Here is a 22,282-nt window from a genome sequence, read left to right as displayed (position 1 = left end):
AACTCAACTCATTAATTGGCCTACTATTTGCTATGAAATTTAGATAAAACACTTGGATTGATTGGTATTACCAATTGGAGCCTGCTATACTAGTCGGCTTACTGATACGTTTTTCGGTGCGGGAAGTCGACACGGGGTTGATTTTCTGTCTTAAACATCGGCACATTCCAAGTGCTCTGCTATTCCACAAGGCTACAACCCATGTCATCCAATGAAAAAACTTTCCGCGAACTCGGTCTAAACGAGTCTTTAGTGCGTGCTCTTGACGATCTTGGTTATGAAAAACCAACACCGATCCAAGCCGCAAGTATCGAGCCTCTTATGGCGAATAAAGATATTTTAGGTCAAGCGCAAACTGGTACAGGTAAAACAGGTGCTTTCGCACTACCTTTGCTAAACAGCATTGACCCAAATACTAATGCACCACAAATTCTAGTACTAGCGCCAACACGTGAACTTGCCGTTCAGGTTGCTGAAGCGTTCGCTAGCTACGCAAAATACATGAAAGGCCTACACGTTCTGCCAATTTACGGTGGACAAAGCATGCAACAGCAGTTGAATGCACTACGTCGTGGCCCTCAAATCATCGTTGGTACTCCAGGCCGTGTTATGGACCATATGCGTCGTGGCACACTAAAGCTTGATACATTAAAAGCTATGGTTTTGGACGAAGCTGACGAAATGCTAAAAATGGGCTTCATCGATGATATCGAATGGATCCTTGAGCACACGCCTAAGACTCGTCAACTAGCGTTATTCTCGGCAACTATGCCTGAGCAAATTAAGCGTGTTGCTAACAAATATTTAGATAACCCTGTTCACGTTAAAATCGCGGCAACAACTTCTACAGTTGAAACCATCGAGCAGCGTTTCGTTCAAGTATCACAGCACAACAAACTAGAAGCACTTGTACGTGTTCTAGAAGTTGAGAAGACTGAAGGTATCATTATCTTCGTTCGTACTCGTAACAGCTGTGTTGAATTAGCTGAAAAACTAGAAGCTCGCGGTTATGCATCATCACCACTACACGGTGACATGAACCAGCAAGCACGTGAGCGTGCTATTGACCAACTTAAACGTGGCCAACTAGACATCATTATTGCTACTGACGTTGCTGCACGTGGTCTTGACGTTGAACGTATTGGACACGTAGTTAACTACGATATCCCATATGATACTGAAGCTTATGTTCACCGTATTGGCCGTACTGGCCGTGCTGGTCGTACAGGTATGGCGATTCTTTTTGTTACACACCGTGAAATGCGTATGCTACGCACTATCGAACGTGCAACTAACAGCCGTATTGCTCCAATGGACGTACCAAGCCCTGAGACAGTGACTGAACGTCGTCTTTCTCGTCTAGGTGAGCAAGTAGCTGAAATCATCTCTCAAGATTTAGAGTTCATGAAAGGTGCGGTGGCAACACTTTGTCAGCAATTAGAAGTCGATACAGACATATTAGCTGCTGCACTACTTAAGCAAGTACAAAAAGATCGTCCATTGCAACTACATACAATGAACGAGCGTCAACGTGATAGCCGTGATGACCGTAATTCACGTGATCGTGATGACCGTGGTTCTCGTGACCGCAATGATCGTGGTCCACGCGATCGCAGCGACCGTCCACGTCGTGAGTCTCGTCCAACACCTGCAAACTTAGGTGCAGCGGATTCACTGAAGGACAATCCAGATGTTAAAATGTGCCGTTACATCATCGATGTAGGTCGTGACAATGGTGTTGGTGTAGGTAACATCGTTGGTGCCGTAGCTAACGAAGCAAACATCGATAGCCGTTACATTGGTCAAATCCAACTGTTCGATCAAGTGACTGCAATTGACTTGCCAGATGGCATGCCAAAAGAAGTTTTACAGCACCTTAAGAAAGTGCGTGTTTGTGGCCGTCCACTAAACATCCGTGAAGCTGCTGGCGAAACGTTTGCAAACACTTCTGGTGGCGATAGCCGTCCACCACGCCGTCCACGCAAGCCAGGTGGTGAGCGTAGTGGTAGTGACCGTGGTGACCGTCGTCCTTCTGGTGACAGAAAGCCGCACCGTAAAGGTCCAAAAGACGCTGAATAAGTCTAAGTTGTTGGAACCTCTGTTCCAACAAAATTAGACCAAAGAAAAGGAGCCATTCGGCTCCTTTTTTGTTTTCTGTCTTATAGACTCCGTACTCGATACACCTACCGACCAGCCTTCAGCGCTTTGAACTCCCACTGAATGAACCGAGATTTAATGCAATGGGTATAATGCAATTTGTATTAATGCAATGGGTATAAGACAGGCCCTAGTAACCACTAATAACTATTGCTAGCAGCCCCTCAGGAATCGCTATGGGTTAATCAGCCCTCTAAGGAACCCACCTGCTCAAAAGAATAACCGAACACAAGAGCGGTACCTTACAGCGGAAACATACCCCGTTTTTAGGCGCATAAAAAAGCCACCCTATTAGAGGATGGCTTATTCATGTCTTGCTGTTTAGGCGGCAACCTGAACCGGTTTTAACGCCCTACGTTTCTCCCAGATGGGAGACAACTGCACTGCAATCACAGATACCAGAATTAACACAATTCCGCTAAACGATAACGGGTCGATAATCGCCCCCTTGATGATGTCACTCCACCAACCTAAACTTACCACCACCGCAGTTAAGCTAAAGCTGATCACAGGACTCAATGCCAGCATGGCGCTCACCTGCCCTGTGGGCCAATACTTCATAGACTGACCAAAACAACCGTAGGCGATAACGGTATTAATCGCACAAAAAATCGCGATAGCCCACTGGCTCGAATCCATTACAGTGAACTGACTAAAATCGCTAAAAGGGGCCATAGCAAAAATGCCAAATAAGTAGATAAACAATAAAATGTTATTCGGCGACAAACGCTTAATCATCGACTTTTGGATTAATGCATAACTTGCCCATGACAGTACAGAAAACTGAATGATCAACACTCCCTTCCATACATCTGACGGCCCCGAAGTAAAGTCTAAATAAGGATGGAAGAACATCAACATGCCTAATCCCAGTGTCGCGAAACAACTGAGTTGTATTGCATTGAGTCGCTCTTTAAAAAACAACATCCCACCAAAGGCCAGAAAGAAAGGCGCGGTTTGAAAGTTGAGCTGAGCCGAACCCGGCGCAAGATACTTAAGCGAATAGACAAAAGAAACGTAGTTAAAAATTAGCAACACACCAGCTAAAGTCATTTTTAACCAAGACACTTTATCGAGTCCCCTAAACTGCTTGATGCTGCCACTTAGATACTGAATGGCAAAGCCTACCACCAGAGCAACCAAGAAACGGAACCAGGTTAAGGTAACGGCGTCGATAAATAGCCCCGATAGCTTGAGTGCTATCGGCAATACCCCCCAAAAAATAACTGCGACAGAAATAAAGATAAATCCGAGTTTAAACTCGGAGCATTGAGCGCGCGGATCCATGAATATGGCCATTGAAGAAATAACAAGATCGGCGATTTTGCCCTATCGGTCGCTTTAGGTCTAGTAGGCTAATCGATTCTCTTATAAAGCGTGCGACCTTTGACCTGCAACTGCCGCAGTCGCTGCAAACAAGCCTCACAAATACAAGCAGTTCCATTCAGACCAACCAGTTCATTCGCCTCTAAAACACTCACTAATAGGCTCTTGTCTGGAAACTCTTGTTTACTGCACCAACACTGTTCTATACCCGTGCCAGATTGCGCTGCACAATGATTAAGGCCCTGACACAAGGGGCAATGGTTAGCGTTATGGCGCATAGCTTGCTGACCCATTCAATTAAACTCACTATCGTAGCGGTCTGCAGGGTGGTTAATACCATCCATCACTGGGATCTCGCCAAGATCATAAGGGTTAACTCCCTCAATACAAGCCACGTTCACACCAAATTGCTCAGGATTGGAACGGCGCTGATGATGAGTATAGATCCCACAAATCTTACAAAAGAAATGTTTCGCAGTGAAGGTATTAAACTGATATTGAGACAGTTTATCGGTACCCTTAAGAATATGAATACTATCGAGAGAGACGGAGGCCACTACTGCGCCTCTCCTACGGCACATAGAGCAATCACAGCGGCGTAAATCTACAAGACCGTCGAGTAAGATCAAACCTAGCTGCACTCCCCCACAATGACAACTGGCTTTATGAGTGTATAGCATTGCTAACAAGCCTCCTTTATCGTCGTAGCCTAAGATGCTTTTGCTCTAACTCACCTCTAACCAAGCTTATCAGAAATTCCTACTCTCGATATCCCCATACTTAAAGTATGTAACTATCGTTATTATTAGTTAGCTTTTTTGAGGGAAACCAGGTCAGCTACTTACCCGGCCTAACCCCTAAGGTGTGGCAAATAGCATAAGTTAGCTCAGCACGGTTTAGGGTATAGAAATGGAAGTCTTTCACCCCTTCACGAGACAAGACTTTAACCATATCGATGGCAACATTCGCACCAACCATCTGGCGTGTCGTAGGGTCATCCTCTAGCCCTTCAAACTGACGATGCAACCAACTAGGAATAGACACATTGGTCATCGCTGCAAAACGCTTAGTCTGATTAAAGTTAGTGACAGGCAAGATACCCGGTACGATCTCGGCGTCGATCCCCGCCGCGGCGCAGCGGTCACGGAAACGTAGGTAAGACTCAACATCGAAGAAGAACTGAGTTATCGCACGATTAGCACCAGCATCGATCTTCTTTTTTAGATGAATAAGGTCAGACTGGGCATTACTCGCATCGGGATGCACTTCAGGATACGCAGCCACTGAAATATCAAAGTCAGCCACCGAGCGCAGTAAACTCACAAGATCATTAGCAAAACGCGTAGGCTTAGGGCTACCCTCTGGCAAGTCTCCGCGCAGGGCGACGATATCACGAATACCGCTGTTCCAGTAATGCTTAGCCAGTTCTTTTAACTCTTCGTCACTGGCGTCAACCAAGGTAAGGTGCGGCGCAGCCACTAAGTCCGTTTCTTTTTGGATACGCTCGATCACACCGTGAGTTCTATCACGAACGCCTGAGTTTGCACCGTAAGTCACAGAAACAAACTTAGGATTTAATGGCTCTAAACGACGAATAGAGTTCCAAAGTAGCTTTTCCATCTCTGGAGTTGAAGGCGGGAAAAATTCAAAAGAAACGTTAATGTCACCATTTAGCTCAGATAAGCTCTGGTTTAATGATGTTGCATGTTGTGCGTGATGAAAACCCATTTCAACTTCCTCAACTTCAGTATTAATTTGCATTCCAATATAGACGTTTGGACGTCTATATGTCCATATACTAGAGAAACTGAGTTTGAAGTCAAGCGCAAAAAGCAGGCAATTGAGTTTTTTTATTGGGACCGTAAAAATATCTACTTTCTGAAGAATGTGGTTTAGGGCTGAAAACAAAAAAGGGACTCAAATGAGTCCCTTTACAATTGATTAAAATGAAAATTATTCTTGCAGCAGATCTCGACAAATATGCGCTAAGTCTGACTGTACAGCCGCGGCGGTCACTAAGCGGCCAGCCCCAGGTCCACGAATTATCAATGGATTGTCTTGATAAAACTCACTACGGATAACAAACACATTATCACCTGGCGTTAAGTTAGCGTAAGGATGAGAAATATCGACCCACTGTATACCTACCTCAGCCTTTAGCTCACCATCGACCTTATCTAAAGACGCCACATATCTCAGCACTTTATCTTGCTCTGCCGCAGCGACGAACTGTTGCAGCATGTCGGCGTCAAGTTCACTTATCCGTAATAAAAATTGCTCTAACGGCAACTCAGCAAGATTATCCGGCACCAAGGACTTAAGCTCGATATCTTCAAGCTCAATTTCAAAGCCGATTTCACGAGCCAGAATAAGCAGCTTACGCTGCATGTCTCGACCCGATAGATCATCACGCGGATCGGGCTCGGTGATCCCTAAGCCTCTAGCTTCTATGACTAGCTCAGAGAAAGGTTTCTTAGCATCGAAGTTTTCAAATAACCAACACAGGGTACCTGAAAAAATACCGCCAACAGCCTCAATGCTATCGCCACTATTATGCAGATCATTCAATGCATGCTGTACCGGTAGACCGGCACCGCAACTGGCGTTATAACGCCAAAATAGACGGCGGTTATCTAACTGCTGTTTCAGCTCTCGATAGAAAGTTAGTGGCCCTGAGCCCGCTAGCTTATTTGCACTGACAACATGAATTCCACGAGCAAAAAACTCTGGGTATTGAAGAGTCAGATCGGCGCTGGCACTGATATCGAGTGCAATCACTTCATCGCATTCAAGCTCATGCACTTCATCAAACAGGTGACTATACTGCCAAGGTGTCGCATGCTCTTCAAAGGCCTGCTTCCACGAGCCCAACTCGATGCCCTCGTCGCTGATCAGTGCCTTACGTGAACTGACTAATCCGACCAACTCGACGCTAGCTTCAAGCTCTTTATTCAGTGCCGACTTAGCACCACTAAAGAGTTCAATCCAAGCTTCACCAATATTGCCCACCCCTAACAAGAGTACGCCAATACGTTTTCGAGGACCGGCGCAGCGACGGTGTACTTTTTGCGTGAGCAAGTTTACTTGTCCCTGTGGCACCAAGGTCACAAGGCTCATACCATCATTAAACAGCGGTCTAGCATTACGGCTGAGTAATCTGGCAAAGCCGCGGCGATACAGGCTTGCATCTGCGCTCACAAGCGCCACTAAACCAAGATCTTCGGTGATCTTAATGTCACTCACACCTAAGGCATCACGGTTAACGTCCAGCAATGCCAATACTTGCTTGTGGTTCTCTAGGGTGACAGTGAGCTCTACACGGTCTTGCCCTAGCTCCCAATAGGCCAGCGGACTTAAGCCGGTTTCTTCAAGAAGCTCAATAAGCTGTTTAAAATCACTCTTAAGCTCAAGGTTAAATAGCGCGACGCTGCTTAGATTAGTGACCACTGGCGCACTCGCCGATGAGCTCTTAGGTGCGATCAAGGTAAAATCTGTATGAGATGCATAACTTGAACGTACAGCTAGGCTTACTTGAGTATCAAACAGGGGTTGTAGAGTTCTGTTATGCAGCACCGGAGAGCCTAGGTGCGCCAAGCGGTTTGCTTCGGCTAATGACAAGCTACTGAGTAACTTAGCATCATTAATCTTATTCGGATCAGCATTAAACACGCCCTCTACATCGGTCCAAATAGTTACCCGCTCGATATCGGCCAAACTGGCAATCAAGGTGGCGCTAAAATCGGAGCCATTGCGTCCCAGTAGCAAAGTCTCGCCACGGTTATTAGCACAGATGAATCCGGTAATAATTAAACGCTCATTAGGGTACGTTTCGGTCATGGCATGAACGCGTTGACGAGATTCCTGCAGGCGAATTTGTGGTACCGCAGCCTCATCGGCAATCAAGAGTGTGCGCGCATCAACATCGGATGCCGCCACACCAGACTCACGCAATAGCGCCGCCAATAAACGTGCAGACCAGCGCTCACCAAAGCTCACCACCTGGTTGCTCTGGTAATCACTAATAGACTCTAGCGATAACAAGCTGATCAGCTGCGCCTTATCGTTAGAGAGTCGCTCCCTTAGAGCGCGCGCCTGTTCATTTGAGAGCAACTGCTCTATCAAATTTTGCTGGAAACTAATCAACATTTGTAGCTCTTCTTGCCACAACTGTTTACAGGAACTTAGCTCAAGTAAATTATACAAGAAGTTGGTGCTTTTACCCGCGGCAGACACCACCACTAAATCATCACTGTGACCATGAGTCAGCAGAATATGAGCAACGCGACGGTAACAGTCAGCATCCGCAAGACTTGAGCCACCAAATTTATGTAAGTGACAGCGTGCCATCGTATACCCCTTTAATTAACAAGCGGCTGCGGCATTAAGCGCAGCTTCAATATCGGCAACAAGATCATCAGCATCTTCGATACCAACAGAAAGACGGATAAGCGTATCCTTAACCCCAGCTTCAGCGCGTGCCTCTGGCTCCATCGCCCTATGCGTCATAGTTGCAGGTACGGCGACTAAGCTTTCTACGCCACCAAGACTTTCTGCAACTGAAAAAAAGTTAAGATTTTTTAAGAATGCGACCAACTGTTCTTCGCTACCCTTGAGCTCAAAACTCAGCATGGCCCCATAGCCCTTTTGCTGTTTAGTCGCAATTTCATGACCCGGATGCTCTTTAAGTCCCGGGTAGTATATCTTGGACACGGCCTGATGGTTAACAAGGGTATCAAGAATTCGCTGTGCATTCGCCTGATGTTCACGAATTCTCACTGCAAGTGTACGAATTCCGCGCAAAGTGAGATAACTATCAAATGCTGAGCCCGTTAGCCCTAGCGTATTTGACCACCAGTGCAGCAGTTCACCCAACTCCGGATCTTTTGCCACAACCGCGCCGCCCACCACATCACTATGACCATTGATATATTTAGTGGTTGAATGGATCACAATATCTGCACCAAGAAGCAGTGGCTGCTGTAAAATTGGCGATAGAAAAGTGTTGTCGACAACCACCAATGCGCCAACCTCATGACTGGCTGAGCTGATAGCCTCAATGTCTACCACACGCAGCAGCGGGTTCGATGGAGTTTCTAACCAGACCATCTTAGGTTTCTTGGCGATCGCCTGATTGAGCGCTTGTGAGTCGGTTTGATCCACCACTAATAACTTAAACTGGCCCTTTTTAGCTAAATTGGTGAATAGACGATAGCTGCCGCCATAACAATCATGGGGAACAACGAGTAAGTCATCGGGTCCTAGCAAGCTTGTCGCTAAAGTAATCGCAGCCATTCCGGTACAGGTCACAACACCAGTTGCGCCTTTTTCCAGCTCGGCGATGGCATCGCCTAGAATAGATCGGGTTGGATTGCCTGAGCGGCTATAGTCGAAGTCTCTTGGATTGTTATGGCCATCAAAAGAGTAGTTAGTAGATAGATAAATCGGCGGAACAACGGCACCATGCTGACTATCGGACTCAATTCCTTGACGTACCGCCGCAGTGGCTGGTTTACGCTCAGTCATGTACTACTCCTTTTCCTGTTAATTTTCAGCCAAGAGATGTCTGGACGTCTAAATGTACCTAAGCACTCACGCCTCGTCAACCATTTTAGCCGTTTAGACGTCCATGCATATAGAAATCTATTTGCAATTGTCATAAATAAGAGGCAATAATTTGACTGCACAATTTAAAGGGTTAAAATCTGCCCCGAATTTAGAAATAACAGGTGAGTCAATGACTGAGTGGAATGGCGATTATATCAGCCCCTATGCTGAACACGGCAAAAAGAATGAACAAGTGAAAAAAATCACTGTGTCCATTCCTTTGAAAGTACTTAAGGTGCTTACCGATGAGCGTACACGCCGCCAAGTAAATAACTTGCGTCACGCCACTAATAGTGAGCTGTTATGCGAAGCATTCTTGCATGCTTACACTGGCCAGCCACTACCAAACGATCAAGATCTTACCAAAGATAAACCCGACAGCATGCCTGCTGAGGTTAAGCGTTTGATGGATGAGATGGGTATTGAGTGGGATGAACTTGAATAATCTTCACCGATTATCAGTAAACATGATCTCCAGATAAGGACTGCTTAGCAGTCCTTATCTGTTTTTGGCCTAAATATGAGATCCGCTACCTCGTAGCAAGTTAAAATACCTAAACCTTCAAGTCGAGCGTAGAGATCCCCTCCTCGCTTAACTTTAGCCCAGATGGCTGGATAACCTAATGATCGATCCCACTACACTATTACTCGCTTCGCTCATTATCTTTTGTGGCGCACTGACCCAAAGCCTAATCGGTTTTGGCCTAGCCGTCGTTGCAAGCCCGCTGCTCTATATCGTCGATCCCAGTTTAGTTCCGGCGCCAGTCATCATGATGGGGTTCTCGATAGCGTTACTGACACTGTTTCGGGAGCGAGGTCAGCTCGAGTTCAACGGTCTACAGTACGCGTTATTGGGCCGTATTCCCGGAGGAATACTAGGTGCAACCCTCATTTTAATCGCACCGCAGCCGATCTTAGGTCTTGCGATTGCTGGAATTGTCGCCTTAGCCGTCGGCCTGAGCCTAATGAAGTTAAGCATTCCTGTGAACCGTTTCAGCCTATTCATCGCTGGGGTATTATCTGGCGTCTTCGGTAATATCGCCGCGATTGGTGGACCACCGCTGGCCATTTTACTTTCAGGTAAAGATGCAGGCCAATTTCGCGCCGCCCTGTCGGCCTTCTTTATCTTTAGTTCGATGATCGCTTTGATCATTCTGGCACTTGCAGGCCTGCTAACCCTAGAGCACTTTTACATCTCATTGATGTTACTGCCGTCAGTCGTTTTGGGGTACCTCGTTGCAGGCCGCTTGATTGGCCGCGTCGACAAACAAAAAACCAGAGCATTCACTCTGGCTTTATGTGGCTGTAGCGCTGTTATCCTAACCGTTAAATCAACAATAGAGCTAATGGGTTAGCTTGGTTAGAAATGATAGGAGGTTTGCAACACCCCTCCTACCGCATTGTCATCGCCGAACATACCAGTAAAATCTAAGAAAAATGAATCACCGAACGCAAAGCCTGTGCCCAAAGAGTAGAGGTTGGCGGTAGAGTCTTTCATATCATGGCGATAACCGAGGCGTAACGCCATCCAGTTGAAGGCTCTCACTTCCCCGCCTAGACGCCAGTATTGAGTACCATCCAGCTCTTTAAATTTCTTATTCTCAATCAGATCAATATCAGTCGTTACCGATAAAATTTCCCAATCATAAGCTACGCCTGCTGTTACGAGAGGTTCAACACGGTAAGTAAACTTCTGCCCTTCCACCTCTATGGTATCCACATCTTGGCTGATCAGATTTCGTCCTGATAGACCCAGAGTTAAGCCATCAAATGGCTGCATAGCCACCCCGACATCTAAATTAAAATTGGTCTCATCATTGCGATACATAACGTCATCAAAGTCACTGGCATCGAAGTTGTTTGCATTGGCGATATAATTGTAGGTATCAATTCGCTGAAACTTAGGTGATATTCCAACAGAGATAGGCATATTCACGATAGAGAGAGGGAAGCTTAAGGCGACGCCAAGATCTGATATCGCACCGCCAACCACTTGGCCTTGTGAGTTCAGATCAGAGACTTCGGGTGGATTTTCAGGATCCAAATGATTAAGCGTATCGATATCTGACTGGGCTATGTCGGCCACACCAACTGCGTTAACATAGCTCTTATAGAAGATAGCCATCGGCATTCTCTGGTGCGGAATGGCAACACTGAAACCTAGCCCTGCACTGGCATAGGCTGAAGTCCCTTTTAGAGACTCAAGATCGCCAACCAGATCATCACGAAACTTCGTAATATCGTCACGGTTCTCAGCATCAATTGCAGCAGCAAGAGCATCGTAAGAATTAATCAGCGAGTCGAACTTATCTATCATGTCATCGCTGTCAGCCACATCTATCCCTAGCACAGGCATCAACAGTACAGCAGAGTTGTCTTTATGCGCATTAATCGCAAGCAGGGCCGGGTTAACGAAGGCGGCGCCCTCTTTGTTGGAAGCGGCAACCCCTGCGCCGCCCATAGCATCGCTGCGCGCCTCATAATACTCCTGCCCCGCCTGTGCAAAAAAGCAGGGGAATAAGGCGCAAGCCAATGCAATTTTATGTAGTTTCATCCATTCCACCCTTTTTATGTCCTTAACGTTCTAAGCTGCAATACGGCTCAAATCGAAAAAAGGTTATTTTGTTCTTAAAGTATTCTAAGACAAAATCAGATAAACAGGAGGTTAAACTTAACTTTAAATCTACATTCTAATAGCAATTAGGTCGAAAGATGGATGACCCGAGTGACTCAAGCCTCAAGAGGTCAGCTACCTAAGCTTATTTAGGCATTTGGTAACTCGACATATTTCATAAAGTTTTGAATGGTAAATTCGATAAACTGCCTCAACCTAGCTGGCTGAAATTGATCTCGGTTATAGAGCAGATAAAGCGGCGTATCTGAGATAGCCCAATCATCAAACAGATGTACCAGAGTGCCCGCGTTGAGCTCTGCACTGCAGTAAATCTCTGGCAAGCGCACGATACCATTTCCCGCCAAGGCGCTACTTTTCATCACTCTGCCATTCTTACACAGCAAGGCTCCAGTAATCGTCACCTCTGTCTTATGACTCTTATTGCTACGACGGTGATAACTCCAATGATGAACCGAGCCGGTAACACAGGCATGATGCTTGAGCTCTTTAGGGTGTTCGGGTCTGCCATGCTTGGCGATATAACGTGGCGATGCCAAGGTACAATTTGCAATATCCATCAGCTTTCTGGCCACTAAGCCTGAATCCTCAAGCTCACCCATTCTAAAGACCAAATCAAACTCATCGAGCACCAAGTCGACTCTCTGGCTACTGAAATCTAAGTGCACCTGAATATTGGGGTGCAGAGTCATAAAGTCATTAACCAGTTGGTTCACGATCTCCTCACCGATATAGCCTCCCACACAGTTGATGTTAATCTTGCCCTGCAGGTTATGGGCATCATCAACCGTCTTCGCCACCGCTTGCTCCATGATGTCTAGCGCATGTTGGCAGCGCTCATAGAAAAAGCGTCCCTGCTCAGTTAACCGCTGAGCCCTAGTGGTGCGGGTGATCAAGGTGACACCTAGGTAACGCTCTAACTGAGTCAATTGCTTAGAAAGGTGTGAGCGAGAACAACCGAGCTTTTCAGCGGCAATGGTAAAACTGCCCTTTTCCGCTATCACGGTAAAAGCTCGCACATCTGCTAAATTTAGGTCTTGATACATAAATAGGAACTCGTTTTATCTTAGATAACAGAGACTGATTAGGAGTCATATGTAAACAATCATATTCTCTATAGATTATATATCAACAATATTGGGTTCGTTAGAATACTCACCAATAAAGACCCCCCCTATTTGAGGCTGATATGAAACAACTAATCGTAATTACAGGTGCATCTTCTGGTATTGGCGCGGCCATGGCTAAAGCCTTCAGCGCAAAAGGCCACCCTCTACTGTTATTGGCACGCCGCATTGAGCCGATGCAAGCATTAGGCTTAGATAACTGCCTAGCCGTTAGCGTTGATGTAACAGATGCTGATGCCATGAAAGCGGCTATTGCAAGCGCTGAAGCTAAATTTGGTCCAGTTGGCTGCTTAATCAATAACGCTGGCGTAATGCTACTCGGCGCTGCAGATGTACAAGATCCTGCTGAGTGGAGCCGTATGCTTAACATCAACGTGATGGGCGTACTCAACGGTATTCATGCAGTGCTTGCCGATATGAAGGCACGTAAAACAGGCACTATCATCAACGTCAGCTCAATAGCAGGCCGCAAGACGTTCCCGAACCACTCAGCTTATTGCGCTACTAAGTTTGCAGTGCACGCTTTAACAGAGAACATTCGTGAAGAGGTGGCAATGGATGATGTTCGTATGATCACTATCGCACCAGGTGCCGTAGAAACTGAACTACTGAGCCACACCACTAACGATGATATCAAAGCGGGCTACGAAGATTGGAAACAGCATATGGGTGGGGTTATTGCACCTGAAACCATTGCCGAAGCAGCGCTGTTTGCCTTTGAGCAACCACAAAATGTGTGTGTACGTGAAATCGTATTAGCGGCGACACGTCAAGAGCCATAGGCTCTGCTAATAGCCACGGCTTTCATCTGTTCATTTAAGGTCCCTTCAGCGATGCTGAAGGGACCTTTTGTTTACCTAATGTCAACACTCAACTATCACTTTAGTAATAGTTAAAAATCAAAAGTGTGATCTAGATCTGTTACCAAAATAGCTGAACTGGCAGTTCAAAAAACTCCAACTCAAACAAAAACCATATAAAATCAAAGTTATAAGTCATCGAATAACCATCAATTAGATTTTTCTCCATGATATTTTGTTCAATTAGATTTTTATCATGAATATGATCAAGCTCAACAATTAACCACCACTTGCCTGCTAACTTTAATAACAAGGCAGAAGCATTTTCGGAACACTCTGCTAACCAGCAAAGGACGGCGTAATACCAAAAAATAAAGAGTAAGGAGTTGATGATGAAAACTATCACTAAAATCGGTATAGGCCTTGCGCTAGCATTGTCTTTAGGGCTTCAAGCTCAAGCCGCCGATGGCGGTAACCCCAAGAAAGGCAAACACCTTTATAAGAAAGAGTGTAAAGCTTGCCATAGTCAGGGCGCAGTGGGAGGCGAGATCACACCAATGAGCAAAACCATGAGTCAATGGGATCGCTTTTTTAAGCGTATGAAGCATAAAGGCGATCAAGAAGCCTTTGATGCTTTGTCCAAAAAAGATCTAAAAGATATTCAGCAGTTTCTCTATGACCATGCCGCAGACTCAGATCAACCGCAAACTTGCGGCTAACACCAGTTAAGCGGCATTACTGCTTAAAAATTTTTTAACCAACAGATAAATAAAAAATGGGGAGGTACCTCAGGGCTTCATGCTGCCAAAAATCAGCAGTTCTGAGTAACCGCCTTAAACTGAGTCGAGTTTAATTGATTGAAAATAAATTAAAAACTCGAAAAGGAGAGATATTATGCGTACCCTTATATCATTGCTTGTTGCCAATGCTATCGCTTTCTCTGGCAGCGTCTATGCAAACGAAAATGATGCTCAAAAAATTGCCGACCTCAAACAGCAACTCGAAGAGATCACCAACGAAATTGACGATCTCAATGATCGCGTCGATCAAAACGAACGCCATACCGCCCTCGACCGTATCGAGCTAACGGGCGATTTTCGCACCAAGGCTCACTCGCTACATTATCGAAACGTCACCTGGAACCCGGCTATCAAGGTCAACTTTAATGATTTCGGTGCCAAAGCGATGGCAGGTGATTTTGGTATGCCAAATGATCCTAACTCCCCCCTAGGTAAGATGATGGCCGCGGATCCCAACCTCGCAGCCGCATTTCAAAGCGGACAGCTTCAAGGAGTCATGCCCTATGTCTTAGCGCAAAAAACGACTCAAGATATCGACAATGACATCCTCTACACCACAAGGTTACGCCTCAACCTAAAAGCTAAGGTGTGGGATAACGTTAGCTTTGCAGGCCGACTCTCTATGTATAAGAACTGGGGCGACTCAACTGGCGTTCAAGTATTCGATTCTTGGCGTTCATTCACTATGGATGGCACCAACAGCGGTAATACCAGTGGCGACTGGTTAAGAGTAGAGCGCGCCTACTTCGACTGGAAAAACATCAATGGCTCGCCGCTCTACCTATCTATTGGACGTCGCCCTTCAACCTATGGCCCACCGACTCAGTACCGTGAAAACGAAAAGCGTGGCGGCACCCCATCGGGCCACCTAGTCAACTTTAACTTTGATGGTGCCACCTTAGGCTACAAGCTAGGGGAATTGACGGGTGTCGAAGGCCAAGTGGTTCGCATCTGCTACGGTCAAGGTTTTGAATCTCAATGGGGTAACGGCGAGATGTTTGGCGATATCGTCACTAAAGACACTCACCTTGGCGGCTTCAATATCGATGCGATAAATGATGGTAGAAACTTCCTGCAATTCACCCTGTTTGGCGCCAAAGATGTCAACGATGGCTTTAAAGGCACCATGGCCTTCCCCACTCAGCTAGCCGGTATTTTTGCCCCAACCATGTACCAAGATATGCAGAAGTTCAGCAACTTTAACTTCGAGACTCGAGTACAACCAAGCGGCGTCATTGGTGACATGTTCCTCGGCGGAATTGGTTTCGCACGTGAGGAAGATAACGACGTGAAATGGTTCGTCTCTGGTGGCTGGACTCGCGCCGAAGGCAACGGCAATGCCGGTATGTTTGGTGGCATGCTCAGCGATGCGGTATTTGAAGCGCAGCTCAATGCCGATGGTAGTGAGATTATTATGATGGCCGCTAATGCAGAAGATAGCGATCCTAAGGATGGCTACGGTGTCTATGTCGGTGTTCAGATCCCGGCGCCTTACGGCAAGGTTGGCTTTGAATATAACTATGGTTCTGAATACTGGACTCCATTCACCCAGGCGCAAGATGACCCTATCGGCAGCAAGCTTGCGACCCGCGGCCATGTCGGCGAAGCCTATTACATGTTTGATATCAATCCACGCATGTTCATCAAGCTAGCAGGCCTCTACTACGACTATGAATATACCGGTAGCGGTACTCCCGTTGGTGCTCCGCAGGATATCGATGAGGTCATCGCTGGCACAGCTTACTCCATGCTGCCAGTTGTCGACACGGCCTTCGATATTAACGCCTCTGTCACCGTCAACTTCTAACGCCACTCAGATACTCCTCGGTTAACGCCGAGGAGATGGAGCATATTTATGAAAACCTTACCCATCACACTGAGCCTGCTAACAGCGCTACTGTACTGCACTAGTAGTTGGGCGGCTCAAGATCATAGTGAGTTTATTGAAGGCCCCTTTAGTAAAGGCTCAGATGTCACGACCCAGTGCATTGAGTGTCACGAAGATCATGCCGCCGACTTTATGAAATCGTCGCACTGGACCTGGGAGCTGGAACAGACTCTCTCTGGGCGCACCGTCAAGCGGGGCAAGAAAAACACCATCAATAACTTCTGCGTCGCCATCTCAAGTAACGAACCTCGCTGCACTAGCTGTCATGCGGGATATGGCTGGAAAGATAATAACTTCGACTTTAGCGATATGACCAAGGTCGACTGTCTCATCTGTCATGACACCACGGGCACCTATGTTAAAGATCCCGCTGGCGCTGGAGAAGTCTCTAGCAAGGTGAACCTTGAACGGGTCGCCAAAAATGTCGGTACGCCAGTACGAGATAACTGCGGTACCTGTCACTTCTATGGTGGCGGCGGGGATGGTGTTAAACATGGCGATCTCGACTCTTCGATGGCCTATCCAGACAAACGCACCGATGTGCATATGGATGTCGACGGTAATGATTTCCCGTGTCAGGAGTGTCACACCACTAAAGAGCATCAGATCACCGGTAACGCCATGGGGGTCTCTCCTGGCGGTGACAATCCTATTGGCTGTAACAACTGCCATGATAGCGCGCCCCATGAAAAGCAGAAGCTCAATGACCATGGTCAGGCGATAGCTTGCCAAACCTGTCACATACCAGAGTTTGCTAAAAACGAACCCACTAAGATGAATTGGGATTGGTCTACAGCGGGCTCCAGTCGTGAGCAGACTGTTGATGAGTATGGCAAGCACAGCTATATGAAGAAGAAGGGCGACTTCGTCTGGGCTAAGAATGTAACACCTCAATATGCTTGGTATAACGGCAAGGCCGACGCCTATATGGCTGGCGATAAGATGCAGGCAGATTCTGTCACTAAACTGACTTATCCATTAGGCGATATCAATGATCTCCATGCCAAAATCACCCCTTTCAAGGTACACACGGGCAAGCAGATCTATGACAAGAAGTTAAATATCTTCATTACTCCTAAAGTGTTTGGCAAGGGAGGCTACTGGAAAACCTTCGACTGGGATGAAGCCGCGAGGTTAGGTATGGAACAAAACCCAAATATGGTCGATAAAGGGATAAAATACAGTGGTGAATATGGCTTTGCCGCAACTGAAATGTGGTGGCCAATCAATCATATGGTCTCACCTAAAGAGGACGCCCTTAAGTGTAAAGATTGTCACAGCCAGCAAGGCCGACTCGACTGGCAGGCCCTAGGTTATGACGGCGATCCCATGAAAGTTAAAGGAGGGCAAAAACACACCAAGTAACCAGTCACTAGAGCAAGTACTGAAACTGCTAATCAAACAACGACCAGAAACAGCCATCCCACCAACTAGCCTTGCTACCTCTCCTTAGCAAGGCTATTCGTCAGCCATGCTCTTAGCAGGCTGACGCTTTTTAATGCCCACCTCATACAAATGAGTAAACTCAGGGCCTATCGCAGAGATCAATTCAACAAAAACCAAGCACAACTGACTCTATAGGAGGAAAGTTCAGTGTTTGCGCATATTGGACCAATTGACCATAGAAAGTTAAACCTCTAGCCAACTTGTCTCAACCTAGATGGACAATTGCCGTCTTAACAGCATTTTGTTCCCAATTTTCGGCATTAAAACTGGCATCATTCTTGCGATAGTTTAAGTGTTCTTTTCCCACGGCAAGCTATATGAGATGTAAGACCAACCGATTCGATAGTGTTAACCAATATTCAGGAGAGTTTAGCGGCGCCTTCGCCGATTTAGGTACCTTTTTACCCTTAGTGCTCGGCCTTATTGCCCTAAACCATTTTTCCCCTCAGGGGATTTTTATGGGGTTTGGCTTGTTTGCCCTGTTTACCGCTTTTTATTATCGTCGTCCCATTCCGGTACAGCCGATGAAAGTGATCGCCGCGCTGGTGATTGCCCAAGGACTCTCGCCCGGTATGCTGCAAGCTAGCGGTATATTGATGGGGGTTATTCTATTAGTGCTCGCCTATAGCGGCGCTATCAAATGGATGGCTAAGCAGTTGTCTCCCGCCATTAGTATCGGCATTCAGCTAGCCATAGGCCTACAGCTAATCTGGATGGGCGGCCAGATGATGAACCAAACTTGGTATATCGGCTTCGTTGCATTTATCGCCCTATTCGCCAGTAAATTCTTTCCCATGCGCTATTTGGCGATGCCACTAGTCTTAGCCCTAGGTATTTTATGGCAACTTAATAGCGGTACAGCCCCAAGCTTTGATCTTTCAGTCTATACGCCATGGCAGTTAAGTTGGCCCAGCTTAGATGAATGGAGTTCGGCCGTTGGTTTATTAGTGTTACCACAGCTGGCATTAACCCTGACCAATGCGGTTATCGCCACCTCTGCGATGGCTAAACAAAAGTTTCCTGAAGACAATAAAGAGAACTTTGCCCCTCAGCGATTTGCCACCAGCTCAGGCTGGGCTAACTTACTGCTGGCTCCGTTTGGTGCAATGGCTATGTGCCACGGTGCTGGCGGCCTTGCGGTGCAACATCACTTTGGTGCGAGAACCTGGCTAGCCCCAACCATTTTTGGTAGTAGCTGTTTGCTAATCGCCGCCTTTTGGGGCCAAGGCATTGCCACCGTTTTATCACTTATCCCACTTGCCGTTTTAGGTAGCTTACTGGCGATAGCGGGAACCCAGTTAGCTTGGTCACAACGATTCATCGACGGTAAACCATTCTGTATTTTTGTGATCCTATCCACCGCTGCGATCTGTTTGCTAATTAACACGGCTGCGGGATTAGCCACAGGATTCATTCTTGAGATGGGACGACGTCAATGGCATATCTACTCTGATCTAAAATCTTAAGCCTAGCTAGGCACTTATGGAGTTATCGACTCCATAAGTGCAATCTAAATGTTGTAGCAAAACGATGTTCTTTGTTATCGAAAAGCGCCCCCAGCACAACATCCTGTATTGGCACCGCCACCGATAGCTTTACTAGCGAGCGTGAGTTCATCTGTAAAATATTAAGCGAGCGATAGCTCTCGATGATCAGCCGTGGGTTTCTTCAGTAACTTACGCTGTAGAGTACGCCTATGCATTCCAAGTTGGCGCGCAGTTGCAGACACGTTGCCACTATTGGCATTCAATACCTGCTGAATATGCTCCCACTCCAGACGCTTAGGCGATAATGGCTCCTCTATCAAGGATTCAATCATACTGTCGAAGGGAGTCGTCGATAGCGCATTAAACAAGGTCTGAGTATCGACAGGCTTCGCCAGATAGTTATCAGCCCCTAAGCGGATAGCCTCTACGGCGGTGGCAATGCTGGCATAGCCCGTAAGCAATACCATCACCACATCCGGTAGCAACTGCCTGAGTGGCGAGATGAGTTTCAAGCCATTTTCTTGATCCAACTTCATGTCTAACAGCAGATGAGTCGGGCGAAACTGTCGTGCTAACAGCAGGCCCTGAGTCGCATCATGACACTGTTGACACTCAAACCCCTGCTTGGTCATGCGCCTGACAAGCACACTCGCTAAGGCGATATCATCCTCAATAATGAGTAGTTTTTTAGTCATGACACTCTCCATCGACGCCTGCATGCCAAACCGGGAAACATACCTCGGCAACCGTGCCGCCCTCTTTCGCTGAGCCCAAAAGTAGCTGCCCACCCAGACGTTCGAAGCTTGCATTACTGAGCAGCAGCGCCATCCCCATACCACGCTCACTCTCGACAAGTTTATGTCCTAGCTGTAGTAGCATCTTTTTAGGGATCCCAACGCCAAAGTCCCTCACCGAGATACATAGACGATCTCTGTCTGTTGCAGCCATAACCGATACCAGCACTTTAGCCTCACCGATATGGGCTAGGCTCGCGCTCCCTGCATTTTCAACTAAAGCCAACAGAGCCGGAAGCAGGCTGGCATCGCTCTTGATAGCTCTCGATTCAGAGTCTTCTGCTTGGTTATTTTTAACATGCTTAAGCTCCAAGTTAATCTCAGGCATCAACAATAAGACTTGCTGCTTAAGGGTTTCCAGCAACTCATCGGCCGTTAGTAGGCTTTGTTTCTGCTCGCGAATCGACTCGGTGGCCATGCGCAGAGAGTTCAGTGTCTGCTCACAGCGCACCAGCGCCGTATTCATCTCCTGTAAGATCTCACTATCACTGACGCTATCTTCCACCGCTTCATCCACCAGCAAACGCAAGCTAGCTAAAGGAGTCGCCATCTGATGCGCCATCTGCGCCGATGCCGTTCCCAGTGCCAATAACCTCTCTTGGCGCAGCTGCGCCTCGCGCATATAACTGAGCTCAACTTCCTGCTTACGCATTCGCTGGGCAATATACGCCACACTGGTGGTCAGTACTAATGCCGAGATCACGAAGTTAAACCACATCCCCAAGTAATGGGAGCTCATATCCATACCATGGTGCTTCATCTGGCTCTCTGGCACCGAAAAAATCATCAAGCTATAGGCAAGGGTCGACAATAGCGCTAAAGCCCAGGGCGCCCACTGAGGCAGAACAACCGCGGCAATCGCTATCGGTAATAGCAGTAGTGAGATAAAGGCATTGGTCGCCCCACCAGTAAAATAGAGCCAGGAGATCCAAAACAGGGTATCGATAAGCAAAACAATGAAAAAGCCGTTTTTCAACCGAGCAATCGAACCACGGTGCCAGAAAGTAACACCTAAATAGAGTGCCTCTAAGCTCATGCCCCAATAGAGCACCGGACTGGTATGCGACAAGCCAAAGGTATCAGCGGCAAAAAAGGTGAGTCCAATCTTGAGTAACAGGGCGCCAAATCTGAGCAAGGCTAGCTGATCAGTCGCGCCAAGGTTGCGTATGGGTAAGTTTTTAAAACCAAGGTTTTTCATCGTTTATTGTTCTTATGGTATTCGTTACTTGTGATATTTGCCGCTTGTGAAATTAGCTTCTTACATTATCAACTTTTAAGTAAGCAGCCGCACAGGGAGAGTCCTGCAGCGCTCTTTTAAATCCAATCCTAAAAGGTACCTTGCTTTCAATCTCTAAACTGACAAGCCGCTCACAGCTTAAGGTACTGTCTTTTGGGCGTTTTGCACTATCTGTGGGAGAGGTCACAGGAATGAGGTGCCCAGTGGCTAGCCCCAGCAGCTCCCCCATCACCAGCAACATCTGATACTTGGTCATCGTCTCTTTGGCACTGAAGTGATAATGGCCCGCTAAGGGCTCTCCAGCCTGCTTAAGAGCTATCATTTTCGTGATGGCCGCAGCCACATCGGCGGTAGAGGTGGGGCTTCTAATTGCCCAGTTATCGATGGACTGCTCAGCCGTATCGACCAAGTGATTAAGTAGCACCATCACCGCAGACTCATTTAACGACTCCACCTCACCGTAGAGTATCGGCAGGCGCAAAATGGCAAAACCTTGCTGCGCATCGCTAACGACCAGCTCGCCCTTCAGCTTAGATTGACCGTAAAAATTAACGGGATTGGTCTCGGCATCTTCTCGATAAGGGGACTGGCTGCCATCGAACACATAATCGGTTGAGATATATAACAGCCAAGCGCCATGTTGACTGGCAGCCTGAGTTAAAAACTGTGTGGCCTCGCTGTTAAGCGCCAATGCGGCTTGGGGATCTTGCTCGGACACATCCGGTCTACGCTCAGCCGCGCAGTGCAAGATAATATCGGGCTTATGCTTAGCGACAAAAGAACTCACCTGCGCCGCTTGAGTTAAGTCGAGCCTCTCTATATTTGGGCCAAACCGACTGTATCCGCAAGCAATTATCTGCTGCTGTGAGTTTTGACCCAGCTGTTTTATCAGCGCCCGCCCTAACAGCCCGCTTGCGCCTGTAACCATAATCTTCGCCATTTTCTTCATCCATTGAATTGCTCAAACTGGTCATCCATCTTAAG

Annotated in this window: 19 protein-coding genes; 8 read left to right on the top strand and 11 right to left on the bottom strand. The window is 47.0% G+C overall.

Annotated features, from left to right (window positions below; genetic code table 11):
• Positions 1–201 precede the first annotated feature (201 nt).
• Complete coding sequence (locus tag SHAL_RS03220) at positions 202–2,079, top strand: DEAD/DEAH box helicase (RefSeq protein ID WP_012275757.1); 1,878 nt, start codon at positions 202–204, stop codon at positions 2,077–2,079.
• Between the two features lie 399 nt (positions 2,080–2,478).
• On the opposite strand, the gene SHAL_RS03215 is transcribed toward SHAL_RS03220, so the two are convergent.
• The 6 genes from SHAL_RS03215 to metB form a co-directional block, all read right to left on the bottom strand.
• Entirely contained in the window at positions 2,479–3,456 is a 978-nt protein-coding gene (locus SHAL_RS03215) for a DMT family transporter (protein WP_012275756.1), read from the bottom strand.
• Positions 3,457–3,512: 56 nt separating this feature from the next.
• Positions 3,513–3,776, bottom strand: a complete 264-nt coding sequence (locus SHAL_RS03210; RefSeq protein ID WP_012275755.1) for a cysteine-rich CWC family protein — start codon at positions 3,774–3,776, stop codon at positions 3,513–3,515.
• Complete coding sequence (locus SHAL_RS03205) at positions 3,777–4,163, bottom strand: GFA family protein (RefSeq protein ID WP_012275754.1); 387 nt, start codon at positions 4,161–4,163, stop codon at positions 3,777–3,779.
• Positions 4,164–4,320: 157 nt separating this feature from the next.
• On the bottom strand, positions 4,321–5,211 hold the full coding sequence (metF, locus tag SHAL_RS03200; protein ID WP_012275753.1) for a methylenetetrahydrofolate reductase: 891 nt from the start codon (positions 5,209–5,211) through the stop codon (positions 4,321–4,323).
• Between the two features lie 225 nt (positions 5,212–5,436).
• Positions 5,437–7,830: a bifunctional aspartate kinase/homoserine dehydrogenase II gene (locus tag SHAL_RS03195; RefSeq protein ID WP_012275752.1), complete on the bottom strand. Its 2,394-nt coding sequence runs from the start codon at positions 7,828–7,830 to the stop codon at positions 5,437–5,439.
• 15 nt (positions 7,831–7,845) lie between these two features.
• The gene (gene metB, locus SHAL_RS03190) at positions 7,846–9,006 is read right to left on the bottom strand and encodes a cystathionine gamma-synthase (protein ID WP_012275751.1); all 1,161 of its coding nucleotides are present in this window, start codon (positions 9,004–9,006) and stop codon (positions 7,846–7,848) included.
• A gap of 211 nt (positions 9,007–9,217) precedes the next feature.
• Between metB and metJ the strand changes: the two genes are divergently transcribed.
• The gene (gene metJ / locus SHAL_RS03185) at positions 9,218–9,532 is read left to right on the top strand and encodes a met regulon transcriptional regulator MetJ (protein WP_012275750.1); all 315 of its coding nucleotides are present in this window, start codon (positions 9,218–9,220) and stop codon (positions 9,530–9,532) included.
• Between the two features lie 178 nt (positions 9,533–9,710).
• On the top strand, positions 9,711–10,442 hold the full coding sequence (locus tag SHAL_RS03180; RefSeq protein WP_012275749.1) for a sulfite exporter TauE/SafE family protein: 732 nt from the start codon (positions 9,711–9,713) through the stop codon (positions 10,440–10,442).
• 5 nt (positions 10,443–10,447) lie between these two features.
• On the opposite strand, the gene SHAL_RS03175 is transcribed toward SHAL_RS03180, so the two are convergent.
• Positions 10,448–11,641 (bottom strand): conjugal transfer protein TraF, encoded by a 1,194-nt coding sequence (locus SHAL_RS03175; RefSeq protein ID WP_012275748.1) that lies wholly within the window; start codon positions 11,639–11,641, stop codon positions 10,448–10,450.
• Positions 11,642–11,850: 209 nt separating this feature from the next.
• Positions 11,851–12,765 (bottom strand): LysR family transcriptional regulator, encoded by a 915-nt coding sequence (locus SHAL_RS03170; protein WP_012275747.1) that lies wholly within the window; start codon positions 12,763–12,765, stop codon positions 11,851–11,853.
• A gap of 143 nt (positions 12,766–12,908) precedes the next feature.
• Here SHAL_RS03170 and SHAL_RS03165 point away from each other — a divergent pair, with 143 nt between their 5' ends.
• The 5 genes from SHAL_RS03165 (at position 12,909) to SHAL_RS03140 (ending at position 19,246) form a co-directional block, all read left to right on the top strand.
• Positions 12,909–13,628, top strand: a complete 720-nt coding sequence (locus SHAL_RS03165; protein ID WP_012275746.1) for an SDR family oxidoreductase — start codon at positions 12,909–12,911, stop codon at positions 13,626–13,628.
• A 407-nt stretch (positions 13,629–14,035) separates the two neighbouring features.
• Positions 14,036–14,365, top strand: a complete 330-nt coding sequence (locus SHAL_RS03155) for a c-type cytochrome (protein ID WP_041415818.1) — start codon at positions 14,036–14,038, stop codon at positions 14,363–14,365.
• Positions 14,366–14,540: 175 nt separating this feature from the next.
• Positions 14,541–16,253, top strand: a complete 1,713-nt coding sequence (locus tag SHAL_RS03150; RefSeq protein WP_012275744.1) for a DUF3373 domain-containing protein — start codon at positions 14,541–14,543, stop codon at positions 16,251–16,253.
• A gap of 48 nt (positions 16,254–16,301) precedes the next feature.
• A complete protein-coding gene (locus SHAL_RS03145) occupies positions 16,302–17,699 on the top strand; it encodes a tetrathionate reductase family octaheme c-type cytochrome (protein WP_012275743.1) in 1,398 nt (465 codons plus the stop codon).
• Between the two features lie 398 nt (positions 17,700–18,097).
• Positions 18,098–19,246: a putative sulfate/molybdate transporter gene (locus tag SHAL_RS03140; RefSeq protein ID WP_012275742.1), complete on the top strand. Its 1,149-nt coding sequence runs from the start codon at positions 18,098–18,100 to the stop codon at positions 19,244–19,246.
• A gap of 161 nt (positions 19,247–19,407) precedes the next feature.
• Here SHAL_RS03140 and SHAL_RS03135 read toward each other — a convergent pair whose 3' ends face one another.
• Genes SHAL_RS03135 through SHAL_RS03125 form a run of 3 tightly spaced genes read right to left on the bottom strand, consistent with a single transcriptional unit; the run spans position 19,408 to position 22,238 of the window.
• Positions 19,408–19,962, bottom strand: a complete 555-nt coding sequence (locus tag SHAL_RS03135; protein WP_012275741.1) for a response regulator transcription factor — start codon at positions 19,960–19,962, stop codon at positions 19,408–19,410.
• Positions 19,955–21,259 (bottom strand): ATP-binding protein, encoded by a 1,305-nt coding sequence (locus tag SHAL_RS03130; protein WP_012275740.1) that lies wholly within the window; start codon positions 21,257–21,259, stop codon positions 19,955–19,957. Before SHAL_RS03130 ends, SHAL_RS03135 begins: the two co-directional genes overlap by 8 nt.
• A 52-nt stretch (positions 21,260–21,311) precedes the next feature.
• Positions 21,312–22,238, bottom strand: coding sequence for a dTDP-4-dehydrorhamnose reductase family protein (locus SHAL_RS03125; RefSeq protein WP_041415817.1), 927 nt, complete (start codon positions 22,236–22,238; stop codon positions 21,312–21,314).
• Positions 22,239–22,282: the final 44 nt, after the last annotated feature.

Source organism: Shewanella halifaxensis HAW-EB4, assembly GCF_000019185.1.
Taxonomy (GTDB): domain Bacteria; phylum Pseudomonadota; class Gammaproteobacteria; order Enterobacterales; family Shewanellaceae; genus Shewanella; species Shewanella halifaxensis.
The sequence above is the reverse complement of the archived record's forward strand: the minus strand, read 5'-3'. Positions and strand labels throughout refer to the sequence as shown.